General features: G+C 65.6%; 16 protein-coding genes. 8 read left to right on the plus strand and 8 right to left on the minus strand.

The features are described 5' to 3' along the window. Positions 1-52: 52 nt before the first annotated feature. The 3 genes from dnaG to FNJ84_RS13255 form a co-directional block, all read right to left on the minus strand. Positions 53-1,990, minus strand: coding sequence for a DNA primase (dnaG, locus tag FNJ84_RS13245; RefSeq protein WP_143793614.1), 1,938 nt, complete (start codon positions 1,988-1,990; stop codon positions 53-55). A 121-nt stretch (positions 1,991-2,111) separates the two neighbouring features. Next, positions 2,112-3,029: a sugar kinase gene (locus FNJ84_RS13250; RefSeq protein ID WP_143793615.1), complete on the minus strand. Its 918-nt coding sequence runs from the start codon at positions 3,027-3,029 to the stop codon at positions 2,112-2,114. Between the two features lie 48 nt (positions 3,030-3,077). Further along, positions 3,078-3,662: a TetR/AcrR family transcriptional regulator gene (locus FNJ84_RS13255; RefSeq protein ID WP_143793616.1), complete on the minus strand. Its 585-nt coding sequence runs from the start codon at positions 3,660-3,662 to the stop codon at positions 3,078-3,080. 62 nt (positions 3,663-3,724) lie between these two features. Here FNJ84_RS13255 and FNJ84_RS13260 point away from each other — a divergent pair, with 62 nt between their 5' ends. The 4 genes from FNJ84_RS13260 to FNJ84_RS13275 all read left to right on the plus strand — a co-directional run bounded on the left by FNJ84_RS13260 (position 3,725) and on the right by FNJ84_RS13275 (position 6,962). After that, a complete protein-coding gene (locus FNJ84_RS13260) occupies positions 3,725-4,084 on the plus strand; it encodes a hypothetical protein (protein WP_185968525.1) in 360 nt (119 codons plus the stop codon). Positions 4,085-4,096: 12 nt separating this feature from the next. Beyond that, positions 4,097-5,260, plus strand: coding sequence for an alpha-hydroxy acid oxidase (locus FNJ84_RS13265; RefSeq protein WP_143793618.1), 1,164 nt, complete (start codon positions 4,097-4,099; stop codon positions 5,258-5,260). A 112-nt stretch (positions 5,261-5,372) separates the two neighbouring features. Further along, on the plus strand, positions 5,373-5,666 hold the full coding sequence (locus FNJ84_RS13270; protein ID WP_143793619.1) for a hypothetical protein: 294 nt from the start codon (positions 5,373-5,375) through the stop codon (positions 5,664-5,666). A 15-nt stretch (positions 5,667-5,681) separates the two neighbouring features. Further along, positions 5,682-6,962, plus strand: coding sequence for a PqqD family peptide modification chaperone (locus FNJ84_RS13275; RefSeq protein ID WP_143793620.1), 1,281 nt, complete (start codon positions 5,682-5,684; stop codon positions 6,960-6,962). Here the strand turns inward: FNJ84_RS13275 and FNJ84_RS13280 are convergent. Then, positions 6,942-8,102 carry an MFS transporter gene (locus FNJ84_RS13280; protein WP_143793621.1) on the minus strand — a complete coding sequence of 387 codons (1,161 nt, stop codon included), beginning with the start codon at positions 8,100-8,102 and terminating at the stop codon, positions 6,942-6,944. The two genes, FNJ84_RS13275 and FNJ84_RS13280, sit on opposite strands and share 21 nt — an antisense overlap. Positions 8,103-8,364: 262 nt before the next feature. On the opposite strand from FNJ84_RS13280, the gene FNJ84_RS13285 reads away from it, so the two are divergent. Beyond that, positions 8,365-9,000 (plus strand): 50S ribosomal protein L25/general stress protein Ctc, encoded by a 636-nt coding sequence (locus tag FNJ84_RS13285; protein WP_143793622.1) that lies wholly within the window; start codon positions 8,365-8,367, stop codon positions 8,998-9,000. A gap of 61 nt (positions 9,001-9,061) precedes the next feature. Here FNJ84_RS13285 and FNJ84_RS13290 read toward each other — a convergent pair whose 3' ends face one another. After that, positions 9,062-9,784, minus strand: a complete 723-nt coding sequence (locus FNJ84_RS13290; protein WP_185968526.1) for an FkbM family methyltransferase — start codon at positions 9,782-9,784, stop codon at positions 9,062-9,064. Positions 9,785-9,905: 121 nt separating this feature from the next. Between FNJ84_RS13290 and trmFO the strand changes: the two genes are divergently transcribed. Continuing rightward, positions 9,906-11,243 carry a methylenetetrahydrofolate--tRNA-(uracil(54)-C(5))-methyltransferase (FADH(2)-oxidizing) TrmFO gene (gene trmFO / locus FNJ84_RS13295; protein WP_143793624.1) on the plus strand — a complete coding sequence of 446 codons (1,338 nt, stop codon included), beginning with the start codon at positions 9,906-9,908 and terminating at the stop codon, positions 11,241-11,243. Further along, positions 11,225-12,070, plus strand: coding sequence for a tRNA glutamyl-Q(34) synthetase GluQRS (gene gluQRS, locus FNJ84_RS13300; protein ID WP_143793625.1), 846 nt, complete (start codon positions 11,225-11,227; stop codon positions 12,068-12,070). Before trmFO ends, gluQRS begins: the two co-directional genes overlap by 19 nt. A 49-nt stretch (positions 12,071-12,119) precedes the next feature. On the opposite strand, the gene hisI is transcribed toward gluQRS, so the two are convergent. Beyond that, positions 12,120-12,479, minus strand: coding sequence for a phosphoribosyl-AMP cyclohydrolase (gene hisI, locus FNJ84_RS13305; RefSeq protein ID WP_143793626.1), 360 nt, complete (start codon positions 12,477-12,479; stop codon positions 12,120-12,122). Between the two features lie 55 nt (positions 12,480-12,534). Here hisI and FNJ84_RS13310 point away from each other — a divergent pair, with 55 nt between their 5' ends. Then, on the plus strand, positions 12,535-12,972 hold the full coding sequence (locus FNJ84_RS13310) for an iron-sulfur cluster assembly scaffold protein (RefSeq protein WP_143793627.1): 438 nt from the start codon (positions 12,535-12,537) through the stop codon (positions 12,970-12,972). A 337-nt stretch (positions 12,973-13,309) separates the two neighbouring features. On the opposite strand, the gene recG is transcribed toward FNJ84_RS13310, so the two are convergent. After that, positions 13,310-15,406, minus strand: a complete 2,097-nt coding sequence (recG, locus tag FNJ84_RS13315) for an ATP-dependent DNA helicase RecG (protein WP_143793762.1) — start codon at positions 15,404-15,406, stop codon at positions 13,310-13,312. Beyond that, positions 15,403-17,625, minus strand: coding sequence for an NAD-dependent DNA ligase LigA (ligA, locus tag FNJ84_RS13320; protein WP_143793628.1), 2,223 nt, complete (start codon positions 17,623-17,625; stop codon positions 15,403-15,405). The genes recG and ligA overlap by 4 nt, the downstream gene beginning before the upstream one ends. Between the last annotated feature and the right edge of the window lie 19 nt (positions 17,626-17,644).

A 17,644-nucleotide genomic window follows, 5' to 3' on the forward strand; every position in this document is an offset into this window, starting at 1 on the left:
GGGGTTAATGATTCGCAGGTCGCGAATCACCCGGTCGAATCGGTGAAACGGCCTATTTCCTGCCCTTCCGCCAGATTTCACCCGAGACGAAATCGTTCAGCTGCGCTGACAGTTCGTCGCGATTTTCACCCAGATCGGACAGATCCTCCATCTCGGGGTTGTCGGCGCGCTGACGGGCACGGGTTATCTGGGTCACGCGCCATGTCAGCCCCTCGTCGGCATCGCCGGTCATTTCGGTTTCAGCCCTGGGCAATTCCAGCCGCGCCGCACGCCGCACTTCCAATTGTTCCAACACACCCAGAAGGATGGTTTCGGCTTTTTGCGGGTCGTCGGGGTCGGTCACGGCCGGGATCAGGCCCAGATGGGCATCGGATTTCAGGCTTTCAAGGGCGCGTTGACCGGCCTCGCTGCTTGTGCCACCGGCCATCAGATCATGCAGCAGCGCGGCCCGGTCCGGATCAGAGGGCGTCAGCCGTTCCAGCCGCGCCTCGTGGTCATGTGCCAGCACCGGATGGGCGGCGCAGATGATCAGCGCGGCACCTTCCAGCAGCGCATCGCCGCCGTCGCGCATCGTCAGGGCCAAGGCGCGGGTCTGTGGCCGGGCCTGCGTCACCGGCGCCCGCCCCTTGCCACGGCCGCCAGGCTGCCAGCCGCCCTGCCCCCGATCCGCCGGCCCGTTACCGCGCCCCTGCCTGCCTCCGCGCCCGGACCCGAACAGATCCGCCCGCTTGTCGCGGATCTCGGCGGCATAGTGGTTGCGCGTCGATTCGTCGGGAATGACCGCAATCGCCTTGCGCAGCGCCTGATCCAGCGCAGCCTTGCGTTCCGGGCTGTCAAAGACCCGGCCCTCGGTTTCGCGCGTCCACAGCAGATCGACCAGAGGCCGCGCGGCGCCGATAATCTGCGCCATGGCAGCAGCACCTTCGGCGGCGATCAGATCGTCGGGATCCTGCCCGGCCGGCAGAACGGCAAAGCGCAGCGCCTGCCCCGGCCCGGTCATCGGCAGCGCCAGGTCAATCAGCCGCAGCGCCGCGCGCTGGCCGGCCGCGTCACCATCCAGCATGATCACCGGCTCGGGGCTGATCCGCCACATCAGGCGCAGCTGATCCTCGGTGATCGCGGTGCCAAGGGGCGCCACGGCGCCACCGAACCCCGCCCGCACCAATGCGATCACATCCATATAGCCCTCGGCCACCAGCAGGGTCGCGCCCTTGGCCACCGCCGCCCGCGCAGGCGCGATATTGTAAAGATTGCGCCCCTTGTCGAACAGCGGCGTTTCCGGGCTGTTGAGGTATTTCGCCCGCGCATCCGCCGCCATCGCCCGGCCGCCGAAACCGATGATGCGGTCGCGCGCGTCGCGGATGGGAAAGATGATCCGGTCGCGGAACCGGTCATAGGCCGGACGGCCATCGTCGGGCTTGGCCGACATGCCGGCTTCCAGGATCAGCGCCTCGTCCAGCCCCTTTTCGCGCAGTGCGGCGGTCAGCCCGACGCGGCTGTCGGGCGCAAAGCCGATCTCGAAGCGGTCCAGCGCCGCCTGATCCAGCCCGCGCCGCGCAAGATAGTCGCGCGCCTCGGCCGCCACGCCGGTGTTCAATTGCAGGCGAAACCAGCGATTTGCGGCCTCGGTCACCTCCAGCAGTTGCGTGCGGCGATCCTGCCGCTGCCGCGCGCGGGGGTCGGGTTCGGGCATCTGCATCCCGGCCTCGGTGGCAAGGACCTTGACGGCCTCGATGAATTCCAGCCCGTCCAGTTCGCGCAGGAAGGTCAGGGCGTCGCCCTTGGCGTGGCAACCAAAACAGTAATAAAAGCCCTTCTGGTCATCACAATGAAAGCTGGCTGATTTTTCCTGATGAAACGGGCAAGGCGCCCACCAGTCGCCCCGCGCCTGATTCGACTTGCGCTGATCCCACACGACCCGAGGCCCGATCACACGGCTGATCGGGACGCGGTTGCGCAATTCATCAAGGAAACCGGGAGGCAGACTCATGGCGCGGATTATCGGCCCATCTGAAGCGCCGGGCAAGTGCCAGACGGCCGCCTGATCCCGGCCCCGATCCCGACTGGCGATCCTGGTCGGTGGCCCTGGTCGACGGCCCTGGTCGGTGGCCCTAGTCGACGGCGGCCAGAAAGACCTCGACCGCCTCGCGCCGGGGCATCGGCTCGATCGCGCCATAGTTCTGGGTTGCCAGCGCCGCCGCCGCATTGGCATAGCGTGCGGCGGCAAAGGGATCGTCGCCGGCCGCGACCCGCGCCAGGAAAGCTCCGTCATAGGTATCGCCCGCCCCGGTCGCATCCACCGCGCGGACCTTGCGCCCGGCCACCCGCTCGCGCCGGTCGGGGGTGGCCACCAGCGAGCCATCGGCCCCAAGCGTCAGCGCCACGACCTTTGCGCCCAGATGCAGATAGAAATCCGCAATCGCTTCGGGATCGGTCAGGCCGGTCAGCAGTTGCGCGTCATCCATGCCCGGCAGCGCGATGTCGCATTGCGCCATCGCGGCGTGAATGACCGCCCTCGCACGATCCAGCGGCCACAGTTTCAGCCGCAGATTGCTGTCATAGGACACCAGGCCACCTGCCGACCTGACCCGTTCGATCGCCGCAAAAACCGCATCGGCCGCGCTGGTCGAGATCGCCTGGCTGATCCCCGACACATGCAGAATCCGCGCCGAGGTCAGAGCCTGGTCGGGCAGATCCGCCGGCCCCATCCGGCTGGCCGCCGATCCGGCGCGCAGATAGCTGAATTCATGCCCGTCCGGCCCATGGGTGACGAAATAGATCCCGGTATGGGCATCGGGCAATTGCCGCACGGCCGAGATGTCGACCCCCTCGGCCCGCCACAGGTTCAGGAAAGATTCGCCAAAGGCATCCTTGCCCAATTGCGTCAGCATCCCGACCCGCGCACCCTGCCTTGCGGCTGCGACCGCGCAATTGGCCGTGTCGCCACCATGACCCGCGCGATAGCTGCCGTCGGGTTGCTGGTTGAACTCCATCATCGGCTCGCCCAGGCACAGGATATCAAGACCCATCTGACTTTCCTTTTCGTCTTGTCACCAGGCATAGGAGCGGACGGCGGCTCAGGCCCCGACAGCACCCCTGGCCAGGCCCCAATAGATATCGCCGATCCTGTCGCGGTCCAGCCGGCCACCGTCACGATACCAGTTCGTCACCGCTGTCAGCATGCCGATCAGCGCCATCGCACTAAGGCGGGTATCCTCGACACGGATATCGCCGGATTGCTGGCCATCACGCAGGATAACTTCCAGCATTTTCTCATATTCACGACGCATAGAACTGATTTTACGATGATTTTCATCGGTCAGATTGCGCAGCTCCATATAGGACAGGAAAACCGCGTCGCTGTGATCCAGGCTGTCGGCGATGTGAAAACGGACGAACCGTTCCAACCGGATCAGCGGCGGACCTGCCGGATCGTCGTGCCAGCTGCCCAGAAGTCGCGCCATATGCGATTCCATTAGATCGCACAGCAATGCCTGCTTGTCGGGCGTATAGGCATAAAGCGCGCCGGCCTGAACGCCGACCTCGCGGGCGATCTGGCGCATCGAGACCGCCGCATATCCGTGCCGCGCAAACAGCCGCAGCGCCGCCTGACGGATCAGCGGACCGGTGATTTCAGCGCGGGAACCCTGGGTGCGTGCCATGCCCCTTAATGCGGTGCCGCGGCCCCGTTGTGAACCCCTGTCGGGCGGCGTAATGTGATGCCATGTTTCGCGCGCTGATGATCACGACAGTTTGCCTTGCCGCCGCCGGTTGCTCCGATGACGCGGCCGATTACCCGCGCCTGCTGCCCACGCAGCAGATTCTGGCGGAACCCTCGCTGCCCGATCATGCCGGGCCGATCACCGACAATGCCGACCCGTTGCGCCAGGCGGTTCAGGCCCGGGGTGCCGCGACACAGGCCCGTGCCGGTACGATCGCCGATCCTGCCGATGGCCGCGACCTTGCCGCGCGGGCCGCCGATCTGCGCCGCCGCGCCGACGCCCTGCGCAGCGAATCCACCGCGCCGGCCGATGCCTGCCAAACTGGCGCCGCAACGCCAGAATGTTCCGAACCCGCACGCTGAGGAGTGTCGCCCATGCCCGTCATCACCTGTATCGAGGACCTCAAGCGCCTGCACCGGGCCCGCACGCCCCGGATGTTCTATGACTATGCCGAATCGGGCAGCTATACCGAACAGACCTTCCGCCAGAACACGACGGATTTTGCCGATATCCGTCTGCGCCAGAAGGTCGCGGTCGATATGTCGAACCGCTCGACGGCGTCGACGATGGTGGGGCTGCCCGTCTCGATGCCGGTCGGCCTGGCCCCGGTCGGCATGACCGGCATGCAGCATGCCGATGGCGAAATTCTGGCGGCAAAGGCGGCCGAGAAATTCGGTGTGCCTTTCTGTCTGTCCACGATGTCGATCTGTTCGATCGAAGATGTGGCGGAAAACACCACGAAACCCTTCATGTTCCAGCTTTATGTCATGCGCGATCAGGATTTTCTGGCCGGCATGATCGAACGCGCCAAGAAAGCGAATTGCAGCGCGCTGGTGTTGACATTGGATTTGCAGATTCTCGGTCAGCGCCACAAGGATCTGAAAAATGGGCTGTCTGCGCCACCCAAGCTGACGCTGCCAGTCATGCTTGATCTGGCGACGAAATGGAGGTGGGGTCTGGGCATGCTGGGCACCAAGCGCCGCCAGTTCGGCAATATCGTCGGCCATGCCAAGAACGTCGGTGACATGGGCAGCCTGTCCAGTTGGACCGCCGAACAGTTCGACCCCCAGCTTGACTGGGACAAGGTCGCCAAGATCCGCGACATGTGGGGTGGCAAGCTGATCCTCAAGGGCATTCTGGACGCCGAGGACGCCCGCATCGCCGCCGATTTCGGGGCCGATGCAATCGTGGTGTCGAACCATGGCGGCCGGCAGCTGGACGGCGCGCTGTCCTCGATCCGCATGCTGCCCGAGATCGTCGAGGCCGTGGGCGACAAGATCGAGATCCATCTGGACAGCGGCATCCGCTCGGGTCAGGACGTGCTGAAGGCGCTGGCGCTTGGGGCGCATGCGACCTGGATCGGGCGGGCCTTCATCCACGGGCTTGGCGCCATGGGCGAGGCCGGCGTCACCAAGGCGCTGGAGGTGATCCACAAGGAGTTGGACATCAGCATGGCGCTGTGTGGTGAACGCGATGTGAAAAAGATCGGCAGGCATAATGTCCTGATACCGAAGGGTTTTTCTGACAGCTACGCCTGACGCCCCGACCCTGCGGCGCAGGGCGGCAACCTCGTCGGGAATATTTCACCGGCTCGCCCGTCTTCCCTTTGCAGCGGATTGAATGCTGCTGAGCAAAGGGAAAGGCAAGACCATGAGCGATGAACATCGTGACGACATCAAACTGGCCCGGCGGCGCCTGCTGCGCAATCTGGGCCTTGGGCTGGGCGCTGCCTATCTGGCGCCGGTCATCGTCGGGATCGACGCGGCGCATGCCGACGGGGCCAGCCGCCCCGGCCGGGCGGGTCGCGGCCGCAGCAAGGCCTCGCGCCCCAGCCGTCCCCGCCGGGGTCGCCGCGCCCGTGTGCGGCGCAGGGCGCATGCCTCGCGGCCGTCGCGGCCGGTTCGCCGCAGGCGGGTGATCCGCCGCAACCGTCCCTCGCGCTAGGCAGGCAGGCGTCAGATGCAGGCGAAACCCCAAACTGACGAACAGGGCGCCGTGCCGGGCGGTGCGCCGCACCCCCGGCTGCGGCTGCGGCTGCGCTGGCAGGGCACCGATGCGCCGGTGCTGATCCCCGACGACCCGGCGCTGATCGGTGGCCTTGCCGCAACACAGGGTGGCTGGCCGGCAACGGCCTGCCCCGACCCGATCAGCATGCCGGAACTGGCCCTGGTCAAGACAGGGCCGCGTGGCAGCTATGCGCTGTGGTCGAGGCATCTGGATCAGCCGCTAGAGGGGCTGGGCCTGGCTGGCACGATCTGTGCGATCAATGCCGATCTGATCGAATCCTACCTGTCCTGCCGCCCCGATCTGTCGGGTCTGCATGCCGGGGGCGCGGTGATCGGCGGCCGGCTGATCGCCCTGACGGGCGAGGCGGGCAGCGGCAAGTCCACGCTGATCGCGCGGCTGTCGGCCGAACCCGATATCGCGATCTTCTGCGACGATATCCTGCCCGTCGCCCCCGATGGCACGGCCATTGCGCTTGGCCTTGCGACCCGCCTGCGCCTGCCGCTGCCACCCCGCGCCAGCGCGCGGCTTGTCGATCATGTCGCCCGATACCGAGGGCCGGCGGATGCCGATTACAGCTATCTCGCGCCCCCCAATCAGGTGCCACATGGCGCGATGGCACCGTTGCGCGCGGTTATCGCGCTGGACCGAAGTGACGATGACGGCCCGGCACGGCTGGAATGGCTGGATCCGGGCAGCATGACGCGGCTGATGCTGTTGCAGAACGTCGCCGTCAATCGCAGCAGCGCCGAGGCCATGGCACGGGCCCAGACCCTTGCCGCCGCGGGCCCGGCGCTGCGGTTGGTCTATTCGGATCTGGAAGATGCGGTATCACTGCTGCGCCGGGCCTTTGGCGGCGAGCGGATGCTGCCCGAGGGCCTGCCTGTCGGCCCCGCGCGGCAATTGGTCCAGCAACCGCTGGTTCGGGAAATTCCGGTCGATCCGGCGCGATCATGGCAGCGGATCGAGGGGACGATCCTTCATCAGCGCGGCTCGGCAGGGTTTCTTGCCCGCAAGGATGGCGCGACGATCTGGACCCTGGACCGCACCGCGCTGGCTGTCTGGATGATGCTGGAACATCCGGGCAGCGCGGCGGGGATGGCCGAAATTCTGGCCGAGATCTTTCCCGATCAGCCCCGGCGGCGCCTGGCCCGCGACATTGCCCGGCTTTTGGCCGGGCTCTGGGCCGAAGGGCTGATCCGGCCGGCCCTGCCGTCAGGCCCCGGCCGGCCTTAGCCGCCGTGCCAGAAGCCACAGGCAGGGCAGGATCGCCGCCACCAGCAGCGCGATCAGGCCAAAGGCCACGCGCAGGCCCATGGTCTCGCTGACCAGACCCATCACGGGCGGGCCGATGAAAAAGCCGGTAAAGCCGATCATCCAGGCCCGTGCGATGGCGCTGGCGCGCTGCGTATCGGGCACGGTCCGGCCGATCAGGCTGTTGGCGGTGGGCACCACCACCGCCACCCCCAGCCCCAGGGCCGCCGCCCCCATCAGTGCCAGCCCAAGACCGGGCGCAAAGGCCAGAAGCAACGCCCCGATCGTCGCGAAGATCACCGAAACCGCGATCAGGCGCACTTCACCCAGCACCACGGCCAGCCATTGCCCCGCCAACCGCGCACAGCCCATCGACAGGGCGAACATGGCGGGCCCGAATGCGCCCAGACCGCCCTCGGCTTCCAGCGTGCGCTCGATATGGATGGCCGCCCAGCTTTCGGTGCCGTTTTCGGCCAGAAAGCACAGCCACAGGATCGCGGCACCCGGCAGCACGATCAGCCAGGGCGCGGGCATGCTGGATTTGCTGGCGTCATTATCGGGGTCAGCCGTGCGCGGGCGGCGGCGACGCATCAGCGGCACCAGCGCGAAGATCGCCAGCGAGACGATGATGACGGTGACGCCATGGCTGATCCCCAATTGCCGCGCCACACCCACCATCCCGGCCGACAGCGCCAGCGCAAAGGAAAACAGCGCGTGGTTCAGGTTCATCAGCGAATGCCCGACGCGGGCCTCGATTTCCGAAATGCGGATATTGGCCAGGATGTCGCAAAGCGACATGGTCATGCCCAGAACCAGCAGGACCAGACCCAATTCCCATCGCGACCCGATCAGCGCTGGAAACAGCGCGACCACGGCCACAGCCAGCCCGCTGGCGGGCAGCAGCCCATGACCGAAATGCTTGCGCAGGCGCGGGGCGATGGACATGGCCGTCATGCCACCCACTGCAGACAGCATCATCAGCGCACCGAATTGCGCATCCGACACGCCCGCGCGCATCTTGATATCCGGCAGCCAGCCCGCGAAGGCACCCCAGAACAGGCCAATGGCGACAAGCCCTGCCGCCGGCGCCCTCGACTGGCGCAGATCATCCACGAAACTCATTGCGAATCCCCCGATCAGGCGCCGCCGCGCCGTCAAGCCCTGAGCGGCTGATAACGATTACAGGATACGCCGCAAGCCCGAAATCGCATGATTTCGCACTCTGGCAGGTCGATGTGGCGGTTTGGCAGATACAGAGCGCCTGCGTTCCGACCCTGAACCGCCAGATTTCCGCTTTCCAAACGGCCCAACCCGCGCTATAGGCCCGGCTTCGGTCGTGCACCCTTGGAGGACGGCCGCCAAACGCAATGTAAGGAATAAAGCAATGGCCAAAGAGATCCCTGATCTGGTGGCCGAGGCACGCGCGGGGTCAGGCAAGGGGGCCGCCCGTCAAGCTCGCCGTGAAGGCAAGGTGCCCGGTATCGTCTATGGTGACCACAAGGACCCGGTTACCGTTCAATTCGAATTCAACTCGCTTCTGACCAAGCTGCGCGCCGGTCGCTTCATGTCCACGCTGTGGAACCTGAAGGTCGAAGGCCAGGAAGACGTTCGCGTCATCTGCCGCGGCGTGCAGAAGGACGTGGTCAAGGACCTGCCGACGCATATCGACTTCATGCGCCTGCGCCGGACCTCGAAAGTGAACCTGTTCATCCCGGTCGAATTCATCAACCAGGACAAGTGCCCCGGCCTGCGCAAGGGCGGCACGCTGGTGACGGTTCGTCCCGAGGTCGAGCTGGTCGTGACCGCGGGTGACATCCCCGATCACATCACCGTCGATCTGTCGGGTCTGGAAGTCGGCGACGGCATCCACATCCACGACGTGACCCTGCCCGCCGGCACCAAGGCTACCATCGACCGCAACTTCGCCATCGCCAACATCGCCGCCCCCTCGGCGCTGCGTTCCAGCGATGATTCGGGCGACGCGGACGAGGAAGCCGTCGAGGCCACGGCAGAAGAATAAGCCCCGCACCGCTTGCGATGGCTTTCGGATTGAACGGGCGGCCCATCGTGGCCGCCCGTTTTCATTGCCCGGTGTTGTCCGCCGAACCCATGCGCAGAAAAGCCGAAACCCCACGATAGTTGCGGTTGTGATGCGCATCAAATCCCTGATCCAGCATCAGCCGGGTGATCTCGTCCATGCCCTCTGGCCCGTAGACGACCGGATGCAGTTCCACGACGACCAGCCGCAGATGCGGCGGCAGCGGGTCGCGCAGCACCTCGCGCTCGGCCCCCTCGATATCCATGATGATCGCCGTTGCCCCGCTGCCGCGCAGAAGCTGCCGCAGCCGCCTGACCGGCACCTCGGTGGGCTGGCTGCGCAGGCGGGGATTGGGATGCACAGAGCCGCTCCAGAAGCCCGGATTGATATGCATGGTGGCCGTGTCGCCCGGATGATCCGCGCCAACGACCGCGCCCTTGATCAGCCGGATGCCATCGGCTCCGTTAAGGCGAAAATTACGACGCAGGGCCTGGTGCATCTGCGGATTGGCCTCGACCGCCGTGACCGCCTGCGGACCAAGGATCCGCGCCGCCGTCAGGCTTACCAGCCCGGACCCGGCCCCAAGGTCCAGCAGCCGGTCGCCGGGCCGGATGAACCGTGTCAGCAAAGCGCGCTCTGACACCTCGAACTGGCCCGATTGCAGACGCTCGCGCAGCGGGGGCGACAGGGCTTCGACCGGAACCTCGATCCGAAACCCGTCAATCTGAAAGATCTCGACCGCGCCGGGGAAATTGGTGCTGTTCATCTTGTCCTGCCTGCCGCAACCCTCACCTGATAGCAGGCCTTGGGCACCCCCGACCAGCCTTGCGGGGTTGCGGCAGCGCATCGCCGTTGCTACCTGAGCCGCAGACCAAGGAAGGACGCGCATGGAACCCGTTCACATCATCGGCGCCGGCCTTGCCGGATCCGAAGCCGCCTGGCAGATCGCCCGTGCCGGCGTGCCCGTCCTGCTGCACGAGATGCGCCCGCAGGTCGCGACCTTTGCCCACAAGACCGGCGATTGCGCCGAGATGGTCTGCTCGAACAGTTTTCGCTCGGATGACGACCAGATGAATGCCGTGGGCCAGCTGCATTGGGAAATGCGGGCGGCGGGCGGGCTGATCATGGCCATGGCCGACCGCCACCGGCTACCTGCCGGTGGCGCCCTGGCCGTCGACCGCGATGCCTTTTCGGCTTCCGTCACCGCGGCACTTCAGGCTGATCCGCTGATCCAGATCGTGCCGGGCGAGGTCCGCGACCTGCCCGAAAACGGCAACTGGATCGTGGCCACCGGCCCGCTGACCTCGGACGCGCTGGCGGGCTCGATCCGGGGGCTGACAGGAACCGAGGCACTGGCCTTCTTCGACGCCATCGCCCCCATCGTTCATGCCGAAACCATCGACATGTCGGTTGCCTGGGAACAGTCGCGCTATGACAAGGGCGAGACTTTGGCCGAGCAGCGCGCCTATATCAACTGCCCAATGACGAAACCGGAATACGAGGCTTTCATCGACGCGCTTCTGGCCGCCGACAAAACGGAATTTCGCGAAGGCGAGACGGCGGGCTATTTCGACGGCTGCCTGCCTATCGAGGTCATGGCCGAACGCGGCCGCGAAACCCTGCGCCATGGTCCGATGAAGCCCGTGGGCCTGACCAACAGCCACAACCCCGCCGAAAAAGCCTATGCAGTCGTTCAACTTCGCCGCGATAATGCATTGGGAACGCTGTATAATATCGTCGGCTTTCAGACCAAGATGAAATACGGCGCGCAGACCGAGGTTTTCCGGATGATCCCCGGCCTGCAAAACGCCAGCTTCGCCCGGCTTGGCGGCATCCATCGCAATTCCTTCCTCAACTCCCCCACGCTGCTGGATGACCGGATGCGCCTGCGGACGCGTCCGAACCTGCGCTTTGCCGGGCAGGTCACGGGTGTCGAGGGCTATGTCGAAAGCGCCGCCATGGGCCTGCTTGCGGGTCGGATGGCGGCCGCACAGGCCAAGGGCGCCGACCTGCCGCCGCCGCATCATACCACCGCGATGGGCGCGCTGGTCAGCCACATCACCGGCGGCGCCGAGGCTAAAACCTTTCAGCCGATGAACGTGAATTTCGGCCTCTTCCCGCCGCTGGACGAGGCGCGCGGTGGCCGCAGGGGCCGCAAGGACCGCTATCCGGCCTATACGCAGCGCGCCAAGGACGATTTCCGCGCATGGCTGGCGACACAGTAACCCGCTTCGCCCCCTCGCCCACAGGGCTTTTGCACCTCGGCCACGCCTATGCGGCATTCGCGGCCGAACGCAAGGCCACACCCGGAAAATTCCTGCTGCGCATCGAGGATATCGACCGCGACCGCTGCAAACCCGAGTTCGAGGCCGCGATCTACGAGGATCTGCACTGGCTTGGCCTCGACTGGCCCCTGCCAGTGATGCGCCAATCCGACCGGATGGCGGCCTATCACGCAGCGCTGGATCGGCTGGCCCCGCTGAGCTATCCCTGCCGATGCCGCCGCGGCGATATCCGCGCCGCCCTGTCAGCCCCGCAAGAGGGCAGCTTGCCCGCAGGCCCGGACGGGCTGATCTATCCCGGCACCTGTCGCCATCGCCCGATGTCCGATGCTGGCCCGGATGACGTGATCCGGCTTGACGTGGCGCGGGCCTTTGAAGCGCTTGGCCTGGAGCGGATCAGCTTTCGCGATCGCGAGATCATGCCTGGCCATGACCATGCCCTGACCCGCGACGAATTTCTTGACGGTATCGGTGACGTCATCCTGTCCCGTCGCGGCATGGGCACCTCCTATCACCTCGCGGTGGTGGTGGATGACGCCGCGCAGCAGATCAACCTGATCACACGAGGGAAAGATCTTTTTGATTCAACATACATACATGTATTAATTCAAAAATTACTTCAGTATCGGACACCAGTTTACCACCATCATCGCCTGATCCGCGACGACGCTGGGAAACGCCTCGCCAAACGCGACGATGCCCGCGCCATCCGCGCCTTTCGTCAGGACGGCGCGACCCCTGACGACATCCGCCGGCTACTCGCGCTCTAGGTCCATCAGCCGTGTCAAAATATCCTGGGGTCCGGGGTGAAACCCCGGTTCAGCCGTCTGCCATTGGGGCCATGATCTCGACCTCTTCCCCGGACCGCACCGCGCGATAGAAACAGCTGCGCCGGTTGGTGTGGCAGGCTGGCCCGGTCTGATCGACGATCAGCAGCAAAGTGTCGCGATCACAATCCACCCGCAATTCCATCAATCGCTGGACATGGCCGCTGCTTTCACCCTTTGCCCAGAAATCCTGCCGCGAGCGCGACCAATAGGTCACCCGGCCGGTTTCCAGCGTCCGCCGCAGTGACTCGGCATTCATCCAGGCCATCATCAGCACCTCGCCCTCGGGCGATTGCGCGATGGCGGGGATCAGGCCGTTGGCATCATATTTCAGGCTTTCGGGCGCGAACATCGTCTTTCCTTTCGTTCTGCGCCTACCTATCTAGGACGGAAGCGACGGGGGTTCCATGTCAGACAGCGACCTGATGCAGCTCTATTCACGCCGGATTCTGGCGCTGACGGCCGCAATGCCCCATGCCGGGCGGCTGCAATCACCGCAGGGCAGTGCGATGCGCCGGTCCCCGCAATGCGGCTCGTCCGTAACCATCGACCTGACGCTGAAGGACGGACGCATCGCCGATTTCGGCCAAGAGGTGCGCGCCTGCGCGCTTGGTCAGGCATCGGCCTCGGTCCTGGGCAGCGGCGTAACCGGCCGCAGCCGCGACGAGATCCTGACAGCCCGCAACGCCCTGCACCAGATGCTGACCGCCGGCGGCCATCCCCCGCAAGCCCCCTTTGCCGAGTTGGAAGCCCTGCTGCCGGCCCGCGACTATCCCAATCGGCATGCCTCGATCATGCTGGCCTGGGATGCCACGCTAGCCGCAATGGACCAGGCCGCAGCCTGAACCCGGCAGCCCGAAAGCCCAGGACCGATTGCCATGAAAAAACCGGCCCCTGCCAGGGCCGGTCAAGTTGCGCGTGCAGGGGAACCGAAGGCGGCGCACAGGCGAGCGCACCAGCCAAAAGCAACGCGGGGCAGAAAACACAAAAACCGGATCAGCCGTTCAGAATCGCCGGCAACCACAGAACAACCAGGGTTGTCACCGAAATCGCGGCAACGCCCAGAACATCACTCAATATCTCGCGGGTCATCTGGCTATCCTCCTGTGTTGCTCATTTGTTCTCACGTTGCGCAATCAAAGTAAAGAACTTTTTAGGAACATCTTAGGAAAGTTTAACGGATCAACCGACACCGATCAGCCGAACGGCCTTGTCCTGTTCCATCAGCCACAGCAGCGTTCGGATAGCCTGACCGCGCGGACTGTCCATTTGCGGATCGCGTTCCAGAAAATTGCGCGCATCCTGCCGCGCCGTCGCCATCAGCCCTGCCTGATGTTCCAGATCGGCAATGCGGAAACGCGGCAGCCCTGATTGCGCCGTGCCAATCATGTCGCCCGCGCCGCGCATTTCCAGATCCGCCTCGGCGATGCGAAACCCGTCCTCGGTCTCGCGCAGGATTTCCAGTCGTTTCTGCCCGCCCTCGGTCAGGGGCGCGTGATACATCAGCAAACAGGTCGAGGCGCCCTGCCCCCGGCCCACCCGCCCGCGCAGCTGATGTAACTGTGCCAGACCGAAATTCTCGGCCCGCTCGATCACCATGATGGTTGCTTCGGGAACGTCAACGCCGACCTCGATCACCGTGGTGGCGACCAGAATCCGCGCCTTGCCGCTGGCGAAATCAGCCATGGCCGTATCCCTCTGTTCGGGCGGCATCTGGCCGTGAACCAGCCGGACATCGTCACCGAAAACAGCGCGCAGCGCCTGAAACCTTGCCTCGGCGGCGGTCAGATCCACCGCTTCGCTTTCCTCGACCAGCGGGCAGACCCAATAGGCCCGCGCGCCGGAATCCAACGCCGCCCGCAGCCGCTCGACCACCGCATTCAGCCGCTGGTCCGAGATCATCACGGTGGTGATCGGCTGACGGCCCGGCGGCTTTTCATCCAGAACCGACAGATCCAGATCGCCGAATTGCGTCATTGCCAGCGAACGCGGAATCGGCGTGGCGGTCATCACCAGAACATCGGGCGGGATGTCGCCCTTGGCCGACAGTTCCAACCGTTGCGCTACGCCGAAACGATGCTGTTCGTCGATGATGGCAAGGCGCAGGTCATGAAATTCCACGTCTTTCTGGAACACGGCATGGGTGCCGACCAGAATGTCGATCCGACCCATGCGCAAATCCTCCAGCAGCTGCGCGCGCAACTCGCCCTTGTCGCGACCCGTCAATGCTGCCAGCCGAATCCCTGCGGCACGGGCAAGCGGTTCCAGCGCGCGGGCATGCTGCCGGGCCAGAATCTCGGTCGGGGCCATCAGCACGGCCTGACCGCCAGCCTCGACCGCGATCAGCGCCGACAGCATCGCAACCAGCGTCTTGCCCGCGCCCACATCGCCTTGCAGCAGCCGGTTCATGCGCCTGTCGCTGGCCATATCCTCGGCAATCTCGGTCACGGCGCGCGATTGTGCCCCGGTCAGAGGCCATGGCAGCGCCGAGATCACCTTGCCTTGCAAACGGCCATCGCCCTGCGTCTGGCGACCCTTGCGGCGCCGGTTGTCACGTCGGATCAGCGCCAAAGTCATCTGATGAGCAAGGAATTCATCATAGGCCAGCCGGACACGCGGCGGCGCAAGCGGCGACAGATCGCCGGGCGACTGTGGCGCATGTGCCTGGGTCAGCGCGGCGTGCCAGTCCGGCCAACCTTGCGTCCGCAGCAACTCGGGGTCGATCCATTCCGGCAGGTCGGGTGCCCGTGCCAACGCCCCACTGGCGGCAGTGGCCATCATGCGTTGCGTCAGTCCGCCGCCAAGCGGATAGACCGGCTCGAATTCGGAGGGCAATGATGCGTCCTCGTGCAGTATATGGTCGGGATGAACCATCTGCGCCACGCCATCGAACAGTTCCACCTTGCCGCTGACGATGCGTCGCTGGCCCGTGGGCAGCTGGCTTTCGATCCAGTCGCGACGCGGGTGGAAGAACACGATCACCAGATCCTGCGCCCCGTCGCTGCATGTCACCCGCCAGGGACGGCCGCGCCCCGTGGGCGGTGCATGGCGCCCGACAAGAACCGAGACCGTCACTGTCTCGGGCGGGCGGATATCGGCCAGCCGGGCGACCGGGCGACGCCGCACACCGCTGTTGGGCAGGGTCAGCAACAGATCGCGGGGCCGGTCTATCCCCAGCTGCGCCAGTGCGCTTTGTGCCTTGGGACCGACGCCCGGCAGCGTATCGGCGGCCGCGAACAGCGGAAACAGGACCGGAGGACGTCCGCGCGGTGGGGTCATCGCCCCGCGATCCGCAGCCATTCATCCTCGTCAATGACGGTAATTCCCAGATCCTCGGCCTTCTTCGCCTTGGACCCGGCGCCCGGCCCGGCGATCAGCAGATCCGTCTTGGCACTGACAGAGCCCGCGACCTTGGCGCCCATCGCCTCGGCCCGCGCCTTTGCCTCGGCCCGCGTCATCTTTTCCAGCGTGCCGGTGAAAACCAGCGTCTTTCCAGTGATTTCGGTCTGGTCGCTGGATGCGACCTCGGCCGGCAGGGGATCAAGCTGCGCCATCAGCCGGTTGATTCCGCCCCGTTCGTTGGGCTGGGCAAAGGCCGTCACCAGCGACCCCGCCAGCACCTCGCCAATGCCGTCGATGCTGACCAGATCATCCCAGGCCGCGCGGGCCTGGGCGGGGACGGGCGGATCGGCCGACCAGACCAGATCGCGGCTTTCCTTCAGCCGCGCGCGCCGACCCTGTTCCGCCGCCTCGGCACGTTCCCGCGCCACGGCTTCCTCGGCCCGCAAATGTCGCTCGGCGGCCGGCGCCGCGGCATCCAATGCTGCGATCATCGCCTGCCAGGTGCCAAAATGCCGTGCAAGCGTCGTCGCAGCCACCTCGCCCACATGGCGAATGCCGAGCGCAAAGATAAGCCGGGCCAATGGGATACGGCGCTTTTCCTCGATCGCTTCGAACAGCTTCCGTGTCGAACGATCCCCAAATCCGTCGCGGTTCTTCAGCTTGCCGAGGTTCGCAGCGTCGCGTTGGGCTAGGGTGAAAATCTGGGCTGGCTCGCGGATCGGCAGCAGGTCATCGGCAAAGAACATCTCGATCTGTTTGGCGCCAAGGCCCTCGATGTCAAAGGCGGCGCGGCTGACGAAATGCTTCAATTTTTCGATGGCCTGCGCCGGGCAAATCAAACCACCCGTGCAGCGGCGAACCGAATCCCCCGGCTCGCGCACCGCGGCCGAGCCGCATTCAGGGCAGATTTCAGGGAAAACATAGGGCTGGCTGTCAGCGGCCCGACGCGACAGATCGGTATCGGCGATCTTCGGGATCACGTCGCCGGCGCGATAGACCTTGACCCAATCGCCAACGCGAATATCCCGCCCCTCGCGGATCGGTGCGCCCGTGCTGTCGCGGCCGGCGATGTAATCCTCGTTATGCAGCGTCGCGTTCGAGACGACGACACCGCCCACGGTCACCGGCTCCAGCCGGGCCACGGGCGACAAGGCGCCGGTGCGACCGACCTGGATGTCGATGCCGTTCAGCCGGGTCCAGGCGGTTTCGGCGGGAAACTTATGCGCCAGGGCCCAACGCGGCGTGGTCGAGCGGAACCCCAGACGGTCCTGATAGGCCAGATCGTCGACCTTATAGACCACGCCGTCGATGTCATAGCCAAGCGTCGCGCGCTGCTGCTCGATCTCGCGCCAGGTGGCCACCATCTGCGCGGCATCGCGGCAAAGCCGGGTCAGCGGGTTGGTCTTGAACCCCATCGCGGCCATTCGCCGAACCGCGCCCATCTGGGTATCGGCCAGCGGCGCGCCGAGTTCGCCCCAGCTATAGGCAAAGAACTTCAACGGCCGCGCGGCGGTGATCGCCGGGTCCAGCTGTCGCAGCGAACCGGCAGCGGCATTGCGGGGATTGGCGAAGGTGCGGCCACTGTCGCCTGCGTTCAGCGCGGCGAAGTCGTCATGCGACATGTAGACCTCGCCCCGGATCTCGACGATGCGGGGCGCGTCGCCCATCAGGGTCTGGGGAATATCGGCGATGGTCCGGGCATTGGCGGTCACGTTTTCGCCCACGGCGCCATCGCCGCGCGTCGCCGCCTGCACCAGTTGCCCGTCCTCATAGCGCAGCGACAGGGAAAGCCCGTCAATCTTCGGCTCGGCGGTGAAATCCAGCGGGGCATCGGCGGGCAGGTTCAGAAAGCCGCGGATGCGGGTGACGAAATCGGTCACCTCATCTTCGGCAAAGGCGTTTTCCAGCGACATCATCCGTCGCGCATGGGTGATCTTGCCGAAACCGGATCCTGGCGTCGCACCGACCTGCCCGGTGGCGCTGTCGGATGATGCCAGATCAGGAAAGGCGGCCTCTAGCCAGGCCAGCCGACGTTTCATCGCGTCATAATCCGCGTCGCTGATCGTGGGCGCATCGAGGTTGTGATATTCCTCGTTCGCCTGCCGCAACTGCGCATCCAGCGTTGCGATCTCGGCTGCGGCCTGTTCGCGGGTCATCGCCGCGGGGTCCGTAGCC

The sequence above is a fragment of the Paracoccus sp. M683 genome, from assembly GCF_007096355.1.
Taxonomy (GTDB): domain Bacteria; phylum Pseudomonadota; class Alphaproteobacteria; order Rhodobacterales; family Rhodobacteraceae; genus Paracoccus.

What these genes read in the sequence shown, in the direction of transcription:
- dnaG (WP_143793614.1), bottom strand. Translation starts at nt 1,990, where the DNA reads ATGAGTCTGCCTCCCGGTTTCCTTGATGAATTGCGCAACCGCGTCCCG.
- FNJ84_RS13250 (WP_143793615.1), bottom strand. Translation starts at nt 3,029, where the DNA reads ATGGGTCTTGATATCCTGTGCCTGGGCGAGCCGATGATGGAGTTCAAC.
- FNJ84_RS13255 (WP_143793616.1), bottom strand. Translation starts at nt 3,662, where the DNA reads ATGGCACGCACCCAGGGTTCCCGCGCTGAAATCACCGGTCCGCTGATC.
- FNJ84_RS13260 (WP_185968525.1), top strand. Translation starts at nt 3,725, where the DNA reads ATGTTTCGCGCGCTGATGATCACGACAGTTTGCCTTGCCGCCGCCGGT.
- FNJ84_RS13265 (WP_143793618.1), top strand. Translation starts at nt 4,097, where the DNA reads ATGCCCGTCATCACCTGTATCGAGGACCTCAAGCGCCTGCACCGGGCC.
- FNJ84_RS13270 (WP_143793619.1), top strand. Translation starts at nt 5,373, where the DNA reads ATGAGCGATGAACATCGTGACGACATCAAACTGGCCCGGCGGCGCCTG.
- FNJ84_RS13275 (WP_143793620.1), top strand. Translation starts at nt 5,682, where the DNA reads ATGCAGGCGAAACCCCAAACTGACGAACAGGGCGCCGTGCCGGGCGGT.
- FNJ84_RS13280 (WP_143793621.1), bottom strand. Translation starts at nt 8,102, where the DNA reads ATGAGTTTCGTGGATGATCTGCGCCAGTCGAGGGCGCCGGCGGCAGGG.
- FNJ84_RS13285 (WP_143793622.1), top strand. Translation starts at nt 8,365, where the DNA reads ATGGCCAAAGAGATCCCTGATCTGGTGGCCGAGGCACGCGCGGGGTCA.
- FNJ84_RS13290 (WP_185968526.1), bottom strand. Translation starts at nt 9,784, where the DNA reads ATGAACAGCACCAATTTCCCCGGCGCGGTCGAGATCTTTCAGATTGAC.
- trmFO (WP_143793624.1), top strand. Translation starts at nt 9,906, where the DNA reads ATGGAACCCGTTCACATCATCGGCGCCGGCCTTGCCGGATCCGAAGCC.
- gluQRS (WP_143793625.1), top strand. Translation starts at nt 11,225, where the DNA reads ATGGCTGGCGACACAGTAACCCGCTTCGCCCCCTCGCCCACAGGGCTT.
- hisI (WP_143793626.1), bottom strand. Translation starts at nt 12,479, where the DNA reads ATGTTCGCGCCCGAAAGCCTGAAATATGATGCCAACGGCCTGATCCCC.
- FNJ84_RS13310 (WP_143793627.1), top strand. Translation starts at nt 12,535, where the DNA reads ATGTCAGACAGCGACCTGATGCAGCTCTATTCACGCCGGATTCTGGCG.
- recG (WP_143793762.1), bottom strand. Translation starts at nt 15,406, where the DNA reads ATGACCCCACCGCGCGGACGTCCTCCGGTCCTGTTTCCGCTGTTCGCG.
- ligA (WP_143793628.1), bottom strand. Translation starts at nt 17,625, where the DNA reads ATGACCCGCGAACAGGCCGCAGCCGAGATCGCAACGCTGGATGCGCAG.